This window comes from Agrilactobacillus fermenti, assembly GCF_021030645.1.
Taxonomy (GTDB): domain Bacteria; phylum Bacillota; class Bacilli; order Lactobacillales; family Lactobacillaceae; genus Agrilactobacillus; species Agrilactobacillus fermenti.
The window spans coordinates 93,440-107,326 of sequence record NZ_JACGCJ010000002.1 but is presented as its reverse complement, the minus strand read 5'-3'; the positions used below and the strand labels follow the sequence as shown (position 1 = coordinate 107,326).

Below are 13,887 nucleotides of genomic sequence, written 5' to 3'. Positions count from 1 at the left end.
CGTTTAGATGATAGGAACGGTTAAAACTTTTAATAAAGAAAAAGGCTTTGGGTTTATTGAGACTCAAGACGAAGGTGATATTTTTGTTCACTTTGCTGCAATTATTGAACCTGGTTTTAAAACACTCGATCCCGGCGACAAAGTAAATTTTGTGGTTGTACAAGGTTCAAAAGGCCCTCAAGCTGCTAATGTTTCCTTAGTTAAGTCAGATGAAGGTTAAAATGGTATGATGAAAAAATAAAGTTGTTGCGAATTTTCAATTGATTATTCGTTACAACTTTATTTTTTATTTTTTGTTTCAATTGTTTTATTTTGAGGTAAATTTCGGCTATAATGTCAAGGTTGCGAATTTATAAACGGAGGCAGTTCGATGGATCCTGTAAAAAGTTACGTGGACGATAGTGACGTCCAAAAACATCGCTGGTGGATTCTGACTGCAGTGGGGATGTTTACTTTTATGTCAACTTTAGATGGCAGTATTGTCAACATTGCGCTACCAGTCATGAGTCGCGATCTGCGAGTCCCACTAAACCAAGTAGAGTGGGTCGTTTCGATATATTTAATTATTATCTGTGCGCTGCTATTGCTTTTTGGCAAAATTGGCGACAGTTTTGGCAAGATCAAAGTTTTTCGCTGGGGCACATCTTTATTTATTTTGGGTTCCCTATTAGCCGGATTTAACCATAGTTTATGGTTCTTACTTTTTGCTCGAGTAGTGCAAGCAACCGGTGCCAGTATGACGATGAGTACTAACAATGGTATTATTACAGAGATTTTTCCCATGAACGAGCGAGGTAAAGCTTTGGGACTGATTGGCTCATTTGTTTCTTTAGGTAGTATTGCTGGTCCAGGTATTGGTGGCGTTATCTTGGCGCATTTACCTTGGGGTTATATTTTTTGGATCAATGTACCTGTTGGTATTCTAACGATGATCATGGGACATTTCATGCTACCTAAAGACCGATTTTTCAATAAAGTTAAAATTGATGTCCCCGGTTCTTTTACATTTGGACTAACAATTGTTTTGTTTTTCCTGGGTGTCTTTTTAGGTCAAGAAATCGGTTTTAGCAATTGGATCATTATTGCATTATGGGTATTTTCGTTAATTGGCCTGTGGCGATTTATCCACGTCGAACGGCATACAGAACAGCCATTGTTACCATTCCATATTTTTAAAAACAAAAATTTCACCATTAGTTTATTGACAGCAATGTTGATTTTTATTGTCAATTTCTTCTTCAATGTTATTGGGCCTTTTTATCTAGAAAATGCTCGCGGACTAGAACCTAATTACGCTGGCTATATTTTGATGATCTTTCCGATTGTTCAAGTTGTGATTGCACCGTTGGCTGGTAGTATTTCAGATAAAATTGGGCCTTATTTATTGACGGTGATTGGGTTGATTGCCATTTTAATTAGTCAAATTGGCTATGCGATGACGCAGTTAACATCACCCCTGTGGTTCTTTATGGCCATGATCGGGGTTGTTGGTCTAGGTAATGGGATCTTCCAAGCACCAAACAATACCATCGTGATGAGTACAGTTGAGACTCAGGATCTGGGGATCGCTGGTGGCTTGAATGCATTAGCAAGAAATATGGGTATGATTATTGGAATCTCTTTGTCCACAACAATTTTATTTGCAGCAATGAGCCATAAAGCGGGACATCATGTTACCACTTATTTGACTCATCGACCTGATATTTTTATTTATGGCATGCACATGGTCTTTATTATTTCCTCAGTGATCTGTTTGCTTACAGCCATTGTGACGATTAATCGCTGGCGCCAAAGTAGCCGAAACCTAACGAAATAGGTTACTTTGAGTTAGATTAGTTAAAATTATCAAAAGCAACGTGTGATCAAGAGCATTGCCTTTTGAAACACGTTTAACATAAAATTGTTAGCAGACAAATAGAGGAGAGTGAGACAAAAGGCGCCCAGCGCCTGAGCACCAACAAGAATTACGAAAAATGGTGGACTTTCCATTTGAGTCATTCGTCGTTGGGTGAGGGCATTGCCTTTTGAAACACGTTTAACATGAAATTGTTAGCAGACAAATAGAGGGCCAGGAACAAAATATCAATTTTGTTCCTGGCCCTCTTTAATGTAATAACCAGGCAATCATTAGCCGGTGACATCTTTGGGTCCAGTTGGATTCGATTTTTGATTGGTCGTGATTTGTAAGAGTTGATCATGTAGATTATCTTCCATACGGTTTAATTCGAGTTCAGCATTTTGCCGTTTTTCGCGACCTTCTTTTTGAATTTTTAATGTTTCTTGTAAAGTTTCGACTAAATCATTTTGGGTTTTTTGTAAGGTTTCAATATCAATTACACCACGTTCATTTTCTTTGGCTGTTTCAATTGAAGACATCTTCAGCATTTCGCTATTTTTCTTCAATAAATCATTTGTTGTTTCGGAAACCTGCCGCTGCGCTGTAACGGCATCTTTTTGCCGTAATAAAGTTAATGCAATGGCTACTTGATTTTTCCAAAGCGGAATAGCTGTATTAATGGATGCTTGAATTTTTTCTGCCAAGGCTTGATTTGTATTTTGAATCAGTCGAATTTGGGGTGCTTGCTGTAAAGTAACTTGTCGTGCTAATTCCAGGTCATACGTCCGTTTTTCCAGACGATTTTTGAACTGTTGCAAATCTTGTACTGTTTGGACATCCATTTGATCTTGGGTCGTTTTGGCCTTTTGCTCGGCTTCTGGAATCAGTTGTTGATCCAATTCTTTAATTTTAACTTGTCCAGCGGCAATATAAATATTCAAGGCTTGGAAGTAGGTTTTGTTTTGTTGATACAATTCTTCCATAGTGACGTTATCAGTTAATAAACTATTTTTTTCATTATTTAATTTAGCGGCAATTCCATCAATTTGAGCACCAATTTTTTGGTATTTATTTTGAATTTCAAAAATTGAACGTTTGACTTTGCCAAAAAGTTTTTTAAATACATTGCGGTCTTCTGCTCGCAGTTCATCTGGATTTGCTTCATTTAAGCGATACATCAAGTCGGTCAAAGCATCGCCAATTTCACCTGTATCTTGTGATTGAACTTTAGTTAAGATATTTTGTGAAAACTCACCTAACTGCTTTTGGGCCTGAGCACCATAATTAATAACACTGGTTGTATTAGTTGTGTCGATCGATTTTGCAAGTTCCTGAGCCTTCTGCTGATCTTCAGGCGGCAGCTTTTCTAAAATACTTGAGTTAGGTGCTGCTTGTTGCTTTGGGTTTACTTGAGGCGTTTGTTTTGTGAAAGGATCCGCCAATAAATCGTTCATTAAATCATCTGTGGTTGCTTGTTTATTCTGATTTTCAGCCATGTTGTTGCTCCTTATCGCGTTGATAGGTCTCATTGATCTTTTGCATTGCTGCGTCCATCTTATCTGCGTCTTTTTGTAGATCAGATAGACTATCCTTAGCAACGGACATTTCGTCGTCCATGTCATCCAAATCATCTGCGACAAAGGTAGTGTAATCTTTACGGATTTGGTTACCTAGATTTTTGATTACATCTAAGCTTTTTGCCAGCACTTCCCAAGTATCGGTAGTTTTGATCTCGTGATGAGAAATTTCGATATATTTGTCGCTTAATTTTGTAATCGTAGGCAAGTGCTTATATAAGAAGTCACTGGCTTCAGCCATACGCTGAGGTTCTTTAACGATTGCCGCAAACATTGATTTGGAAACTTTGATAATATCCAAGTTCAAATCGATTGTTTTTAACTTTGGCGTATCATTAATAGCTTTGTCTAAGTGACGGATGGTTTTTTCAGCCTCAGCCATTGTTTGCCGAAAGAAGACAATGTCGCTGTCACTTAAACCAGCTTGCTTATAGTGTTCCATTAAACGATGTGATAATTTACCTGTGGGTAAAGTTGCATCATCTGCAACTTTCTGGTGCCGCAATGCCCGCCGCTGGATGATATAAAATGGTAAACTGATGATGAAAACGGCAAAGCTGATCATTGCAACCATCATCGCTAAAAAGGGGATAGAACCCATATACCTAACTTGCATAAGGATACCACTGATCAATAAGACAATGACACTACCAATCAGAGTGTTTCTTATTTTTTTCATATTGTCACTCCTACATCTCTCTTGTTCTGTATGGCTTCATTTTAACACAGGGACTAAGCGCAAAAGTATAAGTCTAAAGGTGGATTTTTCCACCAACTAGGTGCTGATCTTTGCTTGAAATAAGCAAATATTGGGACCTTACATTTACAAATTCAGCGGACACTTGTAAGATGATAGAAGATAATGGAGGTCAAGTATGAATTTCGAAGAAAAAGTCATTAAAACACAGCCAATTTATCGTGGGGCTATTCTGAATTTAGATTTAGAAGATGTGCTTTTGCCCAATGGTAAAACAGCAAAACGTGAAATTATTCATCATCATGGTGCCGTTGCAGTTATGCCAATTGACCAAGATGGTAAGATGATTTTTGTGCGGCAATGGCGCGCACCAATGCAAAAAGAGACCTTAGAGATACCGGCAGGTAAAATTGATTTAGGTGAAAAAGATCCCCATAAAGTAGCCTTACGAGAGTTAAATGAAGAAACTGGATTATATACTGACCAGTTGCAGCATGTAACGGATTTCTATTCAACACCAGGATTTGCGGATGAATTTTTACATCTATATTATAGCGATCAGCTACAAAAGGTCACACATAAACGCAGTTTAGACCCCGATGAATTTTTAAATGTCAGTCACTTAACGTTTGCTGAAGCAAATGATGCAAAACAGGCAGGCTTGATTTGTGATGCCAAGACAATCATGGCTTTATATTATTGGGAAATATTGCGATTAAAGGGTGCGGTTCGACTTGATTAAATTAATGACTGCTTTTAAACAAAAATTTGCTGAAAGAAAAACAATTCGACAACGCCGAAAAACGGATCCAGACTTTAGATCTAGTGATGACCAACGTTTAGCTGCTGAAAAAGCTTATCAAAAACGAACTTTGAAAGAAAAATTAGCCTTAACAGGAGCTTATGCTGAAGAAAAGTCGTATACCTTGAAATGGCGCTTGAATTGGGCTATTTTAATTATTGGCTTTTTGACGGCTTTTGTTTATGCTATTTTATTTTTCGTTTAATCAAATTTAAATTAAGATTGGGTGGCAATTTTGAAATTAGGGATTATTTGTGCAATGCCGGAAGAAATCACCGTTTTGAAACAAAATTTGCAAAATACACATACGATAATCAAAGGAGGCGTGACGCTTTATTTTGGCGAGATTGGTACGCATGAGATCGTCCTTTGTGAAAGCGGTATTGGTAAAGTTCAAGCAGCTATCACAGCCACTTTGTTATTAGAAGCTATGCCGTTAGACGCATTGATCAATACTGGCTCTGCTGGTGGGATTGGTGCTGGCTTACAAATCGGAGAGACTGTGGTTTCAACTGGTGTAGCCTATACCGATGTAGATGTGACTGGCTTTGGCTATTTACCTGGACAACTACCTGATCAACCGCAGATTTTTCCAGCAGATAGCGTATTAGCAGACAAAATTGTACAGGCAGCCAAAGCTAAGCAGTTACCAGTTACGAGGGGATTAATTGTTTCCGGTGATCAGTTTGTCAATTCTAGTGACCGTATTCAGGAGATTCTAAAACAATACCCCAAGGCGCTGGCTAATGAAATGGAGGGTGCGGCTGTTGGTCAAGTAGCGACTCAGTTTGGTGTGCCCTTTGTGATTATTCGCGCCTTGAGTGATGTTGCTGATGAAGCGGCTGCTACTAATTTTGATGATTTTATCATTCAAGCTGGCCGCCAATCAGCTGAGATTCTATTAAGCTTTTTGAAATGATATTAAGTATTGCTGCGAGTCGATAATGGTATAGGAGGTTATTATGGAACATATTTATTTAGATAATGCTGCCACAACACCCATGGCACCAGAAGTCATTGCCGAAATGACAGACCAAATGGCGCATGATTTTGGTAATGCTTCCAGCACCCATTACTTTGGGCGTACCGCTCGAGCTGTTTTGGATGAGAGTCGGCACATTATTGCCCAGAGTATTCATGCTAAAGACGATGAGATCATTTTTACCTCTGGTGGCAGTGAGAGTGACAATACGGCAATTGTACAAACGGCGTTAGCCAATCAAGCTAAAGGTAAACACATTATTTCAACTCAAGTAGAACATCCGGCAGTTTTGAAATCTTTGGCCTATTTGGAATCTTTAGGTTTTGAAGTGACATACTTACCAGTTGATAAAACAAATCATATCGCTTTAGCTGATTTCAAAGCGGCGTTACGACCAGATACTATTTTAGTAACGGTCATGATGGGCAACAATGAGACTGGTGCACGCATGCCGATTCAAGAAATTGGGGCCTTATTGCAAAATCACCAAGCCGTTTTTCATACGGATGCTGTTCAGGCTTATGGATTGCTACCCATTGATGTTGAAAAAATGCATATTGATTTATTATCCACTTCAGCACATAAAATTAACGGTCCCAAGTTTATTGGGTTTTTATATGCCCGCACAGGACTTAATTTTATGCCTTTAGTAAAGGGCGGCGAACAAGAACATAAACGGCGCGCTGGGACGGAAAATATTCCTGCAATTGCTGGCTTTGCTAAAGCGGTGACTTTAATTGATGATACGGAACGTGCCAACCGGCAATCCAAGTACCATCAGTTTAAATTACAGATCACGCAAGCGCTAGATGCGGCTGGGATTGACTATGGTATCAATGGCACGTTAGCTACCGATGATTTGCAGCATGTGATGAATATTTGGCTGAAAGGCGTACCAACTAATGTTTTACAGATGAATTTGGATTTAGCTGGTTTTGCTATTTCTGGCGGTTCTGCATGTACAGCTGGTAGTTTGGAGCCTTCCCATGTTTTGACAGCGATGTACGGCAGTGATGCGCCACAAGTTGCTGAGTCTATTCGGGTTAGTTTTGGTGCTCAGACAACGCCTGAAGAAGTAGCTAAGTTTAGTGAACAATTGATACAGAGTGTCAAAAGTTATTTAACCAAGCAAAAAAGTAAAATCGGAGGTTAGCAGCGATGGCATTAACGACGACAGCAAAAGTTCAAGGATCACCAATAACATATGGTTTAAGTCCAGAAGTAAAACGTTATACGCTACGCGATACAGGCTTTGTACCGACGCGTAATGGCAACTTTCAATTGGAACGGCCTTTGAATGGCGATTCGCCTTATGCTGGTGGCTTCAAATTGAAGATAACGGTGGACAAAGATTTAAAGAAGTTAAAGCTATCGATCACTGATAATTCTGGTTTGCATCCAATGAATATTTTTAAGGATCCTAGTAAAACTCAAGCAATTATTGATCAGTTTAACTTTGTGATTCAAAATCTGCTGGATCGTGAAGTTTTAGCTATTAAATAATACTTGACACCTTTGTTATAATGTAATGTACTGGTGTTCGCGACCTTCAAATCGTAGAAAACTAGAATTTATATGAAATGATGGTGAATTTTATGGATAACAGCCAAACGCGTGTTGTTGTCGGTATGTCAGGCGGTGTGGACTCATCTGTGACGGCGCTTTTGCTCAAGCAACAAGGGTATGATGTCATTGGTGTGTTCATGAAGAACTGGGATGATACCGACGATGCTGGAGTCTGTACCGCAACAGAGGATTACGAAGATGTAGCAAAAGTTGCTGCTAAAATCGGAATTCCTTATTATTCAGTTAATTTTGAAAAAGAGTATTGGGATAATGTATTCGAATATTTCTTAGACGAGTATCGCCACGGGCGGACGCCAAATCCTGATGTTATGTGTAATAAGGAGATCAAGTTTAAATCCTTTATGAACTATGCAATGGATTTGAATGCTGATTATATTGCTATGGGGCATTATGCACAAACTCAAAAAGATGAAAATGGCACAGTGCACTTATTGCGTGGTGCTGATCAAAATAAAGATCAAACTTATTTTTTAAGTGCTTTAAGTCAAGATCAGTTACAAAAAGCGATGTTTCCAATTGGGAATATGCAGAAAAAAGATGTCCGAAAGATTGCTGAAGCAGCTGGTTTAGCCACAGCACATAAAAAAGATTCAACCGGTGTTTGCTTTATTGGCGAGCGTAACTTCAAGAAGTTTCTAGGTGAGTTTTTACCAGCACAGCCAGGTGTCATGCAGACACCAGCTGGTGAGATCATGGGTGAGCACTCTGGCTTGATGTACTACACGATCGGGCAGCGTTCTGGCTTAGGAATCGGTGGCAATGGTAAGTCTAACGAGCCGTGGTTTGTCGTTGGCAAGGATCTGGATAAGAACATCCTTTATGTGGATCAGGGCTTTGATAATCCACATTTGTATGCGACAAGTTTAGACGCTAGCAAGCTTACATTTATGACACCTGAGACTAAGCCTGAGGTCTTCCACTGCACCGCTAAGTTTCGCTATCGTCAGCAAGATGTTGGCGTGACAGTTCACTTGTTAGCTGACGGCAAAGCTAAAGTAGAATTTGATGCACCCGTTCGAGCAATTACACCTGGACAGGCGGTTGTTTTCTATGATGGTGCTGAATGTCTTGGTGGTGGCACGATTGATGCTGCTTATAGTGCTGAGAAGCAATTACAATATGTTTAGAAATTAATGGTTTATGATTTAAAATAAACTAAGTCAGATCTATTGAAAAAGTGTGCGATCACTTTATTCAATAGATCTTTTTTAGTTTGTGTCTGGCTGCATGATGCAAAATATTTGAGTTGTCGTTGTCATTTTTGAATCGCTTATTTTTTTGCGCCGCAATTATTGGTATAATGGGACTATTACGATATGTACATAAGTGTCATTAGTTTAAAAAGTATAAGGTAAGTAAAGAGGCAGATTATGACGAAATTATATTTTATCAGACACGGTAAAACTGAATGGAACTTAGAAGGGCGTTATCAAGGCGGTCAAGGGGACTCACCATTGCTGCCACAAAGTTATCGTGATATTGCCAGTCTGGGTCATTATTTGAGTCATATTAAATTTGCCCGCCTGTATACAAGCCCTTTATTACGGGCCAAAATGACAGCCGTTTATTTAAAAGAGGCCTTAGGACAAGATTTTCCGATTATTATTAATGAAAATTTACGCGAATTTAATTTAGGTAAAATGGAAGGTATGAAGTTCACGGAGGTTGCCCAACGTTTTCCAAAAGAATTGGCTGCGTTTCGACATGAGCCAGCAAATTATAATCCAGCGCGAATTAGTGGGGAAACCTTTCAGGCGTTGATTGATCGGATGCAACCGGTCGTCAAAAAAGCGGTACGCCTTGATAAAACCGGTCAACAAAATATCCTCTTCGTCAGTCATGGTGCCGCGTTAGTAGCTTTGATCCAATCCTTATTAGGCACGCCAATTGCAAATATTCGTAAAAATGGCGGTTTGACTAATAGTAGTGTCACCATCATTAAAACCCAAGATCATGGTCAAAAATTCCAGCTGGTTAAATGGAATGATACTGAATTTTTGAAACACCGGTTAAATGCGACGGATACAATTTAGTTAGGTGAATTTATGAATAAGCAAGCAGAAAAATTATTTAATCAGGACGAAAAGCAGAAGGCCGTTCACGTTTTAGTACAAGCAATTAATAATGAGCCAGAACAAATTGAGAATTACTTGCAATTGAGTACGTATTTAACACAGTTACAGGATGTTGAGCAGGCAGAAGTGTTATTACAGAAAGCAATTGGTAAATTTGGCGCGCAAACCGAGCTACTTTATAATTTAGGGGTTGTTTACTATGAAGCGGGCCGTTATGATTTAGCTCAAACCGAGTTTGATAAGTTGAACCAACAAGACGCAAATTTTGATAATAATCTAATGTTAGCGCGTATCTTTTTTAAGACGAAACAATATGCAAAGTCAGCAGCTTTTGCTTTGACAGCTACTGAAAAAGCACCTCAAAATTCGGCGGCTTATTTGGTGTTAGCGGATAGTTTATTAAGTTTGGGACAGTTAGCTCAAGCGAAAACTTTTTACCAAAAAGCGTATCAGTTAAAACCAACTGATCTAGATGCTTTGTTTGGGATAGGCTTAATTGATTTTGTTCGTGACCACGATCAAACTAAGTTATTAGCTGTGAAAGCTAAAGATGCTCAGTACTATGCTAGCAAGCAAACTCAATTAGTGGCAATTGAAAAAATGATTCGTGATCAAAAAGATAAACGTTAGGAGGGTGGCAATGGCAGATGCAGTTCAGCAATTATGGCTGACGGGGACTGTTAGTAGTATTTTCTTTCAAAACCCAGAGAATTTTTTTAAGATCTTATTGATTAAAATCAAAGATCATAATTTGCCGGATTTTCATGAAGATGAAATCGTAGTTACGGGTAGTTTTGGTGATATTAAAGAAGATCAAACCTATAAGTTTATTGGGCACCCAATTGATCATCCTAAATATGGGTATCAGTTTAAAGCAGACAACTATGAAACGCTAACCCCCACTTCTAAAGAGGGGCTAGTAGCATATCTATCTGGCAATCAATTTAAGGGTATTGGCCCTAAAACAGCCGAGAAAATCGTTGATCGACTGGGTGTAAATGCGATTGATCAAATCATTAAAGATCCAACCTGTTTACAAAACCTGGGTTTATCACGCCAGAAACAAACGGACCTTGTAGCTGCACTACAAGCTAATGTTGGTATGGAGCGCGCAATTATCAGTCTAAATGCATTTGGTTTTGGGAGTAGTTTAGCGACACAGATTTATCAGAAGTATCAAGAGGACACCATTCGTGTGATTACTGAGAACCCTTACCAGTTGGTTTATGATATTACCGGCGTCGGGTTCAAACGTGCTGATAGCATTGCTGAAAAACAAGGGATTACGGCTGATGCGCCTGAACGTTATCAAGCGGGTATTTTACAAGTGTTAAACGATTTAACTTTTCAGGCGGGAGATACATATACGGATGCAGGGCGTTTATTGGATGAAACTCTACATTTGTTAGAATCCAGTCGGCCAGCGCCGGTGAGTGAGGATCAAATAGCAATTGAAATTCAAAATCTTGCCAAAACAGGTAAGATTATTTCTCAAGATCATCGATTATATCCTGAATTTCTTTTTCGAAGTGAGTGGCAAATTGCTGAGCATTTAAAGCGGTTAACTCAAGAACGACCCGAAAAAATTGAGCCAACCGTTTTAAAACAATTGATCCAACAAGCCGAGCAGAGCTTAGGGATTCAATATGATGCCGCACAACAATTAGCGATTCAACAAGCTTTGGAAAGCCCGGTTAGTTTACTAACAGGGGGACCAGGCACCGGTAAAACAACGGTTTTAAATGGCATCGTGGTTTGTTTTGCACGCTATTTTGAATTTTCCTTAGATGTTAATGAATATAAAGATACTCCTTTTCCGGTTTTGCTAGCAGCACCCACAGGACGAGCAGCTAAGCGCATGAGTGAAACAACGGGATTACCGGCGAGCACCATTCATCGGTTGCTAGGCTTAAATGGACGTGAAGAAAATAATCAAGATTTAGAAACAAATGATTTGGATGGTAAGTTGTTAGTGGTTGATGAGATGTCAATGGTAGATACCTCATTGTTTCGCCAGTTGATCAAATCGGTTCATTTGGGAATGCACGTGGTGCTGGTTGGTGATAAAGATCAGCTGCCATCTGTCGGACCAGGCCAAGTTTTCGCTGATTTGTTAAATTCACAAGCACTGCCCAGTCAAGAGCTAGAGCAGATTTATCGTCAGGATGAAAATTCTTCAATTGTCGAATTGGCCCATGAAGTTAACGAGGGTGTCATTTCAGCCGACTTTTTCAAAAATCAAAGTGATCGTAGTTTTATTAAATGTCTACCGAATCAAATTCCAGATGTCATCGCGCAAGTTGTTGCGAAAGCAAAAGCACGTGATTTTTCAGCTAAAGATATGCAGGTGTTGATTCCAATGTATAAGGGTCCAGCTGGCATTGATCACTTGAACCCATTAGTACAAGATATTATGAATCCTAAAAAATCGGATCGCAGTAAAGAAGTCAAGTTCGGTAATTTTATTTATCGCATTGGTGATAAAGTATTACATCTAGTGAATAGCCCAGACTTAAATGTTTTCAATGGTGAACTCGGACAAATCGTTGCCATTACTTTGGCCAAAGAAAATACAGACAAAGTTGATAAAATTACTATTGATTTTGAAGGGACTGAGGTGACGTATAAACGTTCCGAATGGAGCCGATTTACCTTGGCTTATTGTACGTCGATCCATAAAGCTCAGGGAAGTGAATTTCCGTTAGTTATTCTGCCGTTAGTGATGCAATTTCGCCGTATGTTGAAACGCAATCTTTTATATACTGCTATTACTAGAGCAAAGGCATTATTGATCATGGTAGGCGAACCTCAAGCGTTTGAAACAGCCGTTCATGCGTTGGCAAACACGCGTAAAACGACTTTGGTGCTGCGCATGCAGAGTATTTTTACAAGTACTTCAAAGCTAAACGAAGCGGCTCGGGTTGAAGCTGCACCGCTAAAAGCAGAATCAAGCACCATAACTAATTCTGTTGATGAGCCGCTTTCTCAGAATTTAACACCTGAATTGATTGATAACCAAACGATTGATCCTATGATTGGTATGGATGGTCTTTCCCCGTATGCGTTTTTGAAATAGGAGTGAAGATGATGGACAAAGATAACAATACTCGGCAACAATTGCAAATCAAGTCAGTACCAGTGGCAGACGTTGATCAATTTAATGATCTATTGCGGTATGTTTTTCAAGTCACCAATCAAGACCTCTTGGAGAGCGGTTATGAAGAGGGAGAATTGGTGCGGGCTAAACAACCGATTCTGGAAAAATCAGATGTGATCGGGTGGTACAATCAAACACAATTAGTTTCGCAATTGGCGATTTATCCTTGCGAGGTCAATATTCATGGTAAAGTTTTTAAAATGGCTGGTCTAACAGGTGTTGGCACTTATCCTGAGTATGCAGGTCATGGCTTAATGCACGATCTTGTAAAAGTTGGGTTAGAAAAGATGCGGGACAATCAACAGTGGATTTCATATTTATATCCATATAGCATTCCTTTTTATCGTAAGAAGGGCTGGGAGATCATGTCTGATCATCTAACTTTTGATTTGCGCGATACTCAATTACCAAAACCAGTACCAGTGACCGGCCACGTTGCACGTAAGGAAATCGACGATTTTGATGTTTTAGATACTTATGACCGCTTTGCTCACCAGACGCACGGTGCAATGATCCGCGATCAGTTAGCTTGGGATGAATATTGGCGTTGGGAAAATGAAGAAGAGCGTACTGCTGCCGTTTACTATGATGAAAATCAGGTGGCTACAGGTTATGTGATTTATTGGATTGCCGAAGAAGTTTTCCATCTCAAGGAAATGATTTATTTAAATCAAGAAGCCCGGGTTGGTCTTTGGAATTTTATTAGTGCGCATTATTCGATGGTGGAACATGTCAAGGGGCATATTTATAAAGATGAACCCATTGCTTTTTTGATGGATGCAGGGGATATCAAAGAAACGATTGAACCGTATTATATGGCGCGGATAGTTGATGTGAAGGAGTTTCTTAAGGCTTACCCCTTTGAAAATATTACGGAAGATATTAGTTTTGAAGTGACTGATCCGATGGCAGCATGGAATAATGGTTTATTTCATATTCATGTGAATCGTGATGGTAAATTATCGATCAATCAAACCAGTGCCAATGGTTACGTGGTCAAAGTAGATATTCAAACTTTGACGGCTATGTTGATGAGTTACCGGCGACCATCCTATTTAGCTAGTATTGAACGTCTGCAGGCCTCAAAAAATGCCATCAAGTATTTAGAAAACATTATTCCAATAGAAACACCGTATTTTTCTGATTATTTTTGAACACTTAATAGTAAGTGCG

Annotated in this window: 14 protein-coding genes; 12 read left to right on the top strand and 2 right to left on the bottom strand. The window is 39.2% G+C overall.

Annotated elements, in window-relative coordinates; translation table 11 throughout:
- Nucleotides 1–7 precede the first annotated feature (7 nt).
- Nucleotides 8–220 (top strand): cold-shock protein, encoded by a 213-nt coding sequence (locus FHQ08_RS01080; protein WP_230912529.1) that lies wholly within the window; start codon nucleotides 8–10, stop codon nucleotides 218–220.
- A 150-nt stretch (nucleotides 221–370) separates the two neighbouring features.
- The gene (locus FHQ08_RS01075; RefSeq protein WP_230912528.1) at nucleotides 371–1,816 is read left to right on the top strand and encodes an MFS transporter; all 1,446 of its coding nucleotides are present in this window, start codon (nucleotides 371–373) and stop codon (nucleotides 1,814–1,816) included.
- 311 nt (nucleotides 1,817–2,127) lie between these two features.
- Here the strand turns inward: FHQ08_RS01075 and FHQ08_RS01070 are convergent, their stop codons facing one another.
- Together FHQ08_RS01070 and FHQ08_RS01065 are read right to left on the bottom strand one after the other, a co-directional pair.
- The gene (locus FHQ08_RS01070; protein ID WP_230912527.1) at nucleotides 2,128–3,333 is read right to left on the bottom strand and encodes a toxic anion resistance protein; all 1,206 of its coding nucleotides are present in this window, start codon (nucleotides 3,331–3,333) and stop codon (nucleotides 2,128–2,130) included.
- Nucleotides 3,326–4,093, bottom strand: a complete 768-nt coding sequence (locus tag FHQ08_RS01065; protein WP_230912526.1) for a 5-bromo-4-chloroindolyl phosphate hydrolysis family protein — start codon at nucleotides 4,091–4,093, stop codon at nucleotides 3,326–3,328. The genes FHQ08_RS01070 and FHQ08_RS01065 overlap by 8 nt, the downstream gene beginning before the upstream one ends.
- Nucleotides 4,094–4,289: 196 nt before the next feature.
- Between FHQ08_RS01065 and FHQ08_RS01060 the strand changes: the two genes are divergently transcribed.
- From FHQ08_RS01060 to FHQ08_RS01015, 10 genes are all read left to right on the top strand, one after another.
- On the top strand, nucleotides 4,290–4,853 hold the full coding sequence (locus tag FHQ08_RS01060; RefSeq protein ID WP_230912525.1) for an NUDIX hydrolase: 564 nt from the start codon (nucleotides 4,290–4,292) through the stop codon (nucleotides 4,851–4,853).
- Nucleotides 4,846–5,118 (top strand): hypothetical protein, encoded by a 273-nt coding sequence (locus tag FHQ08_RS01055; RefSeq protein ID WP_230912524.1) that lies wholly within the window; start codon nucleotides 4,846–4,848, stop codon nucleotides 5,116–5,118. The genes FHQ08_RS01060 and FHQ08_RS01055 overlap by 8 nt, the downstream gene beginning before the upstream one ends.
- A 27-nt stretch (nucleotides 5,119–5,145) precedes the next feature.
- Nucleotides 5,146–5,832 carry a 5'-methylthioadenosine/adenosylhomocysteine nucleosidase gene (locus FHQ08_RS01050; RefSeq protein ID WP_230912554.1) on the top strand — a complete coding sequence of 229 codons (687 nt, stop codon included), beginning with the start codon at nucleotides 5,146–5,148 and terminating at the stop codon, nucleotides 5,830–5,832.
- Nucleotides 5,833–5,875: 43 nt separating this feature from the next.
- A complete protein-coding gene (locus FHQ08_RS01045) occupies nucleotides 5,876–7,048 on the top strand; it encodes a cysteine desulfurase family protein (RefSeq protein WP_230912523.1) in 1,173 nt (390 codons plus the stop codon).
- 5 nt (nucleotides 7,049–7,053) lie between these two features.
- Nucleotides 7,054–7,398, top strand: a complete 345-nt coding sequence (locus FHQ08_RS01040; RefSeq protein WP_230912522.1) for a DUF1831 domain-containing protein — start codon at nucleotides 7,054–7,056, stop codon at nucleotides 7,396–7,398.
- 77 nt (nucleotides 7,399–7,475) lie between these two features.
- Nucleotides 7,476–8,609 (top strand): tRNA 2-thiouridine(34) synthase MnmA, encoded by a 1,134-nt coding sequence (gene mnmA / locus FHQ08_RS01035; RefSeq protein ID WP_230912521.1) that lies wholly within the window; start codon nucleotides 7,476–7,478, stop codon nucleotides 8,607–8,609.
- Nucleotides 8,610–8,852: 243 nt separating this feature from the next.
- The gene (locus FHQ08_RS01030) at nucleotides 8,853–9,515 is read left to right on the top strand and encodes a histidine phosphatase family protein (protein ID WP_230912520.1); all 663 of its coding nucleotides are present in this window, start codon (nucleotides 8,853–8,855) and stop codon (nucleotides 9,513–9,515) included.
- Between the two features lie 12 nt (nucleotides 9,516–9,527).
- A complete protein-coding gene (locus tag FHQ08_RS01025) occupies nucleotides 9,528–10,187 on the top strand; it encodes a tetratricopeptide repeat protein (RefSeq protein ID WP_230912519.1) in 660 nt (219 codons plus the stop codon).
- A 10-nt stretch (nucleotides 10,188–10,197) separates the two neighbouring features.
- Nucleotides 10,198–12,633 (top strand): SF1B family DNA helicase RecD2, encoded by a 2,436-nt coding sequence (gene recD2, locus FHQ08_RS01020; RefSeq protein WP_230912518.1) that lies wholly within the window; start codon nucleotides 10,198–10,200, stop codon nucleotides 12,631–12,633.
- Nucleotides 12,634–12,644: 11 nt separating this feature from the next.
- Nucleotides 12,645–13,868 (top strand): GNAT family N-acetyltransferase, encoded by a 1,224-nt coding sequence (locus FHQ08_RS01015; protein ID WP_230912517.1) that lies wholly within the window; start codon nucleotides 12,645–12,647, stop codon nucleotides 13,866–13,868.
- Nucleotides 13,869–13,887: the final 19 nt, after the last annotated feature.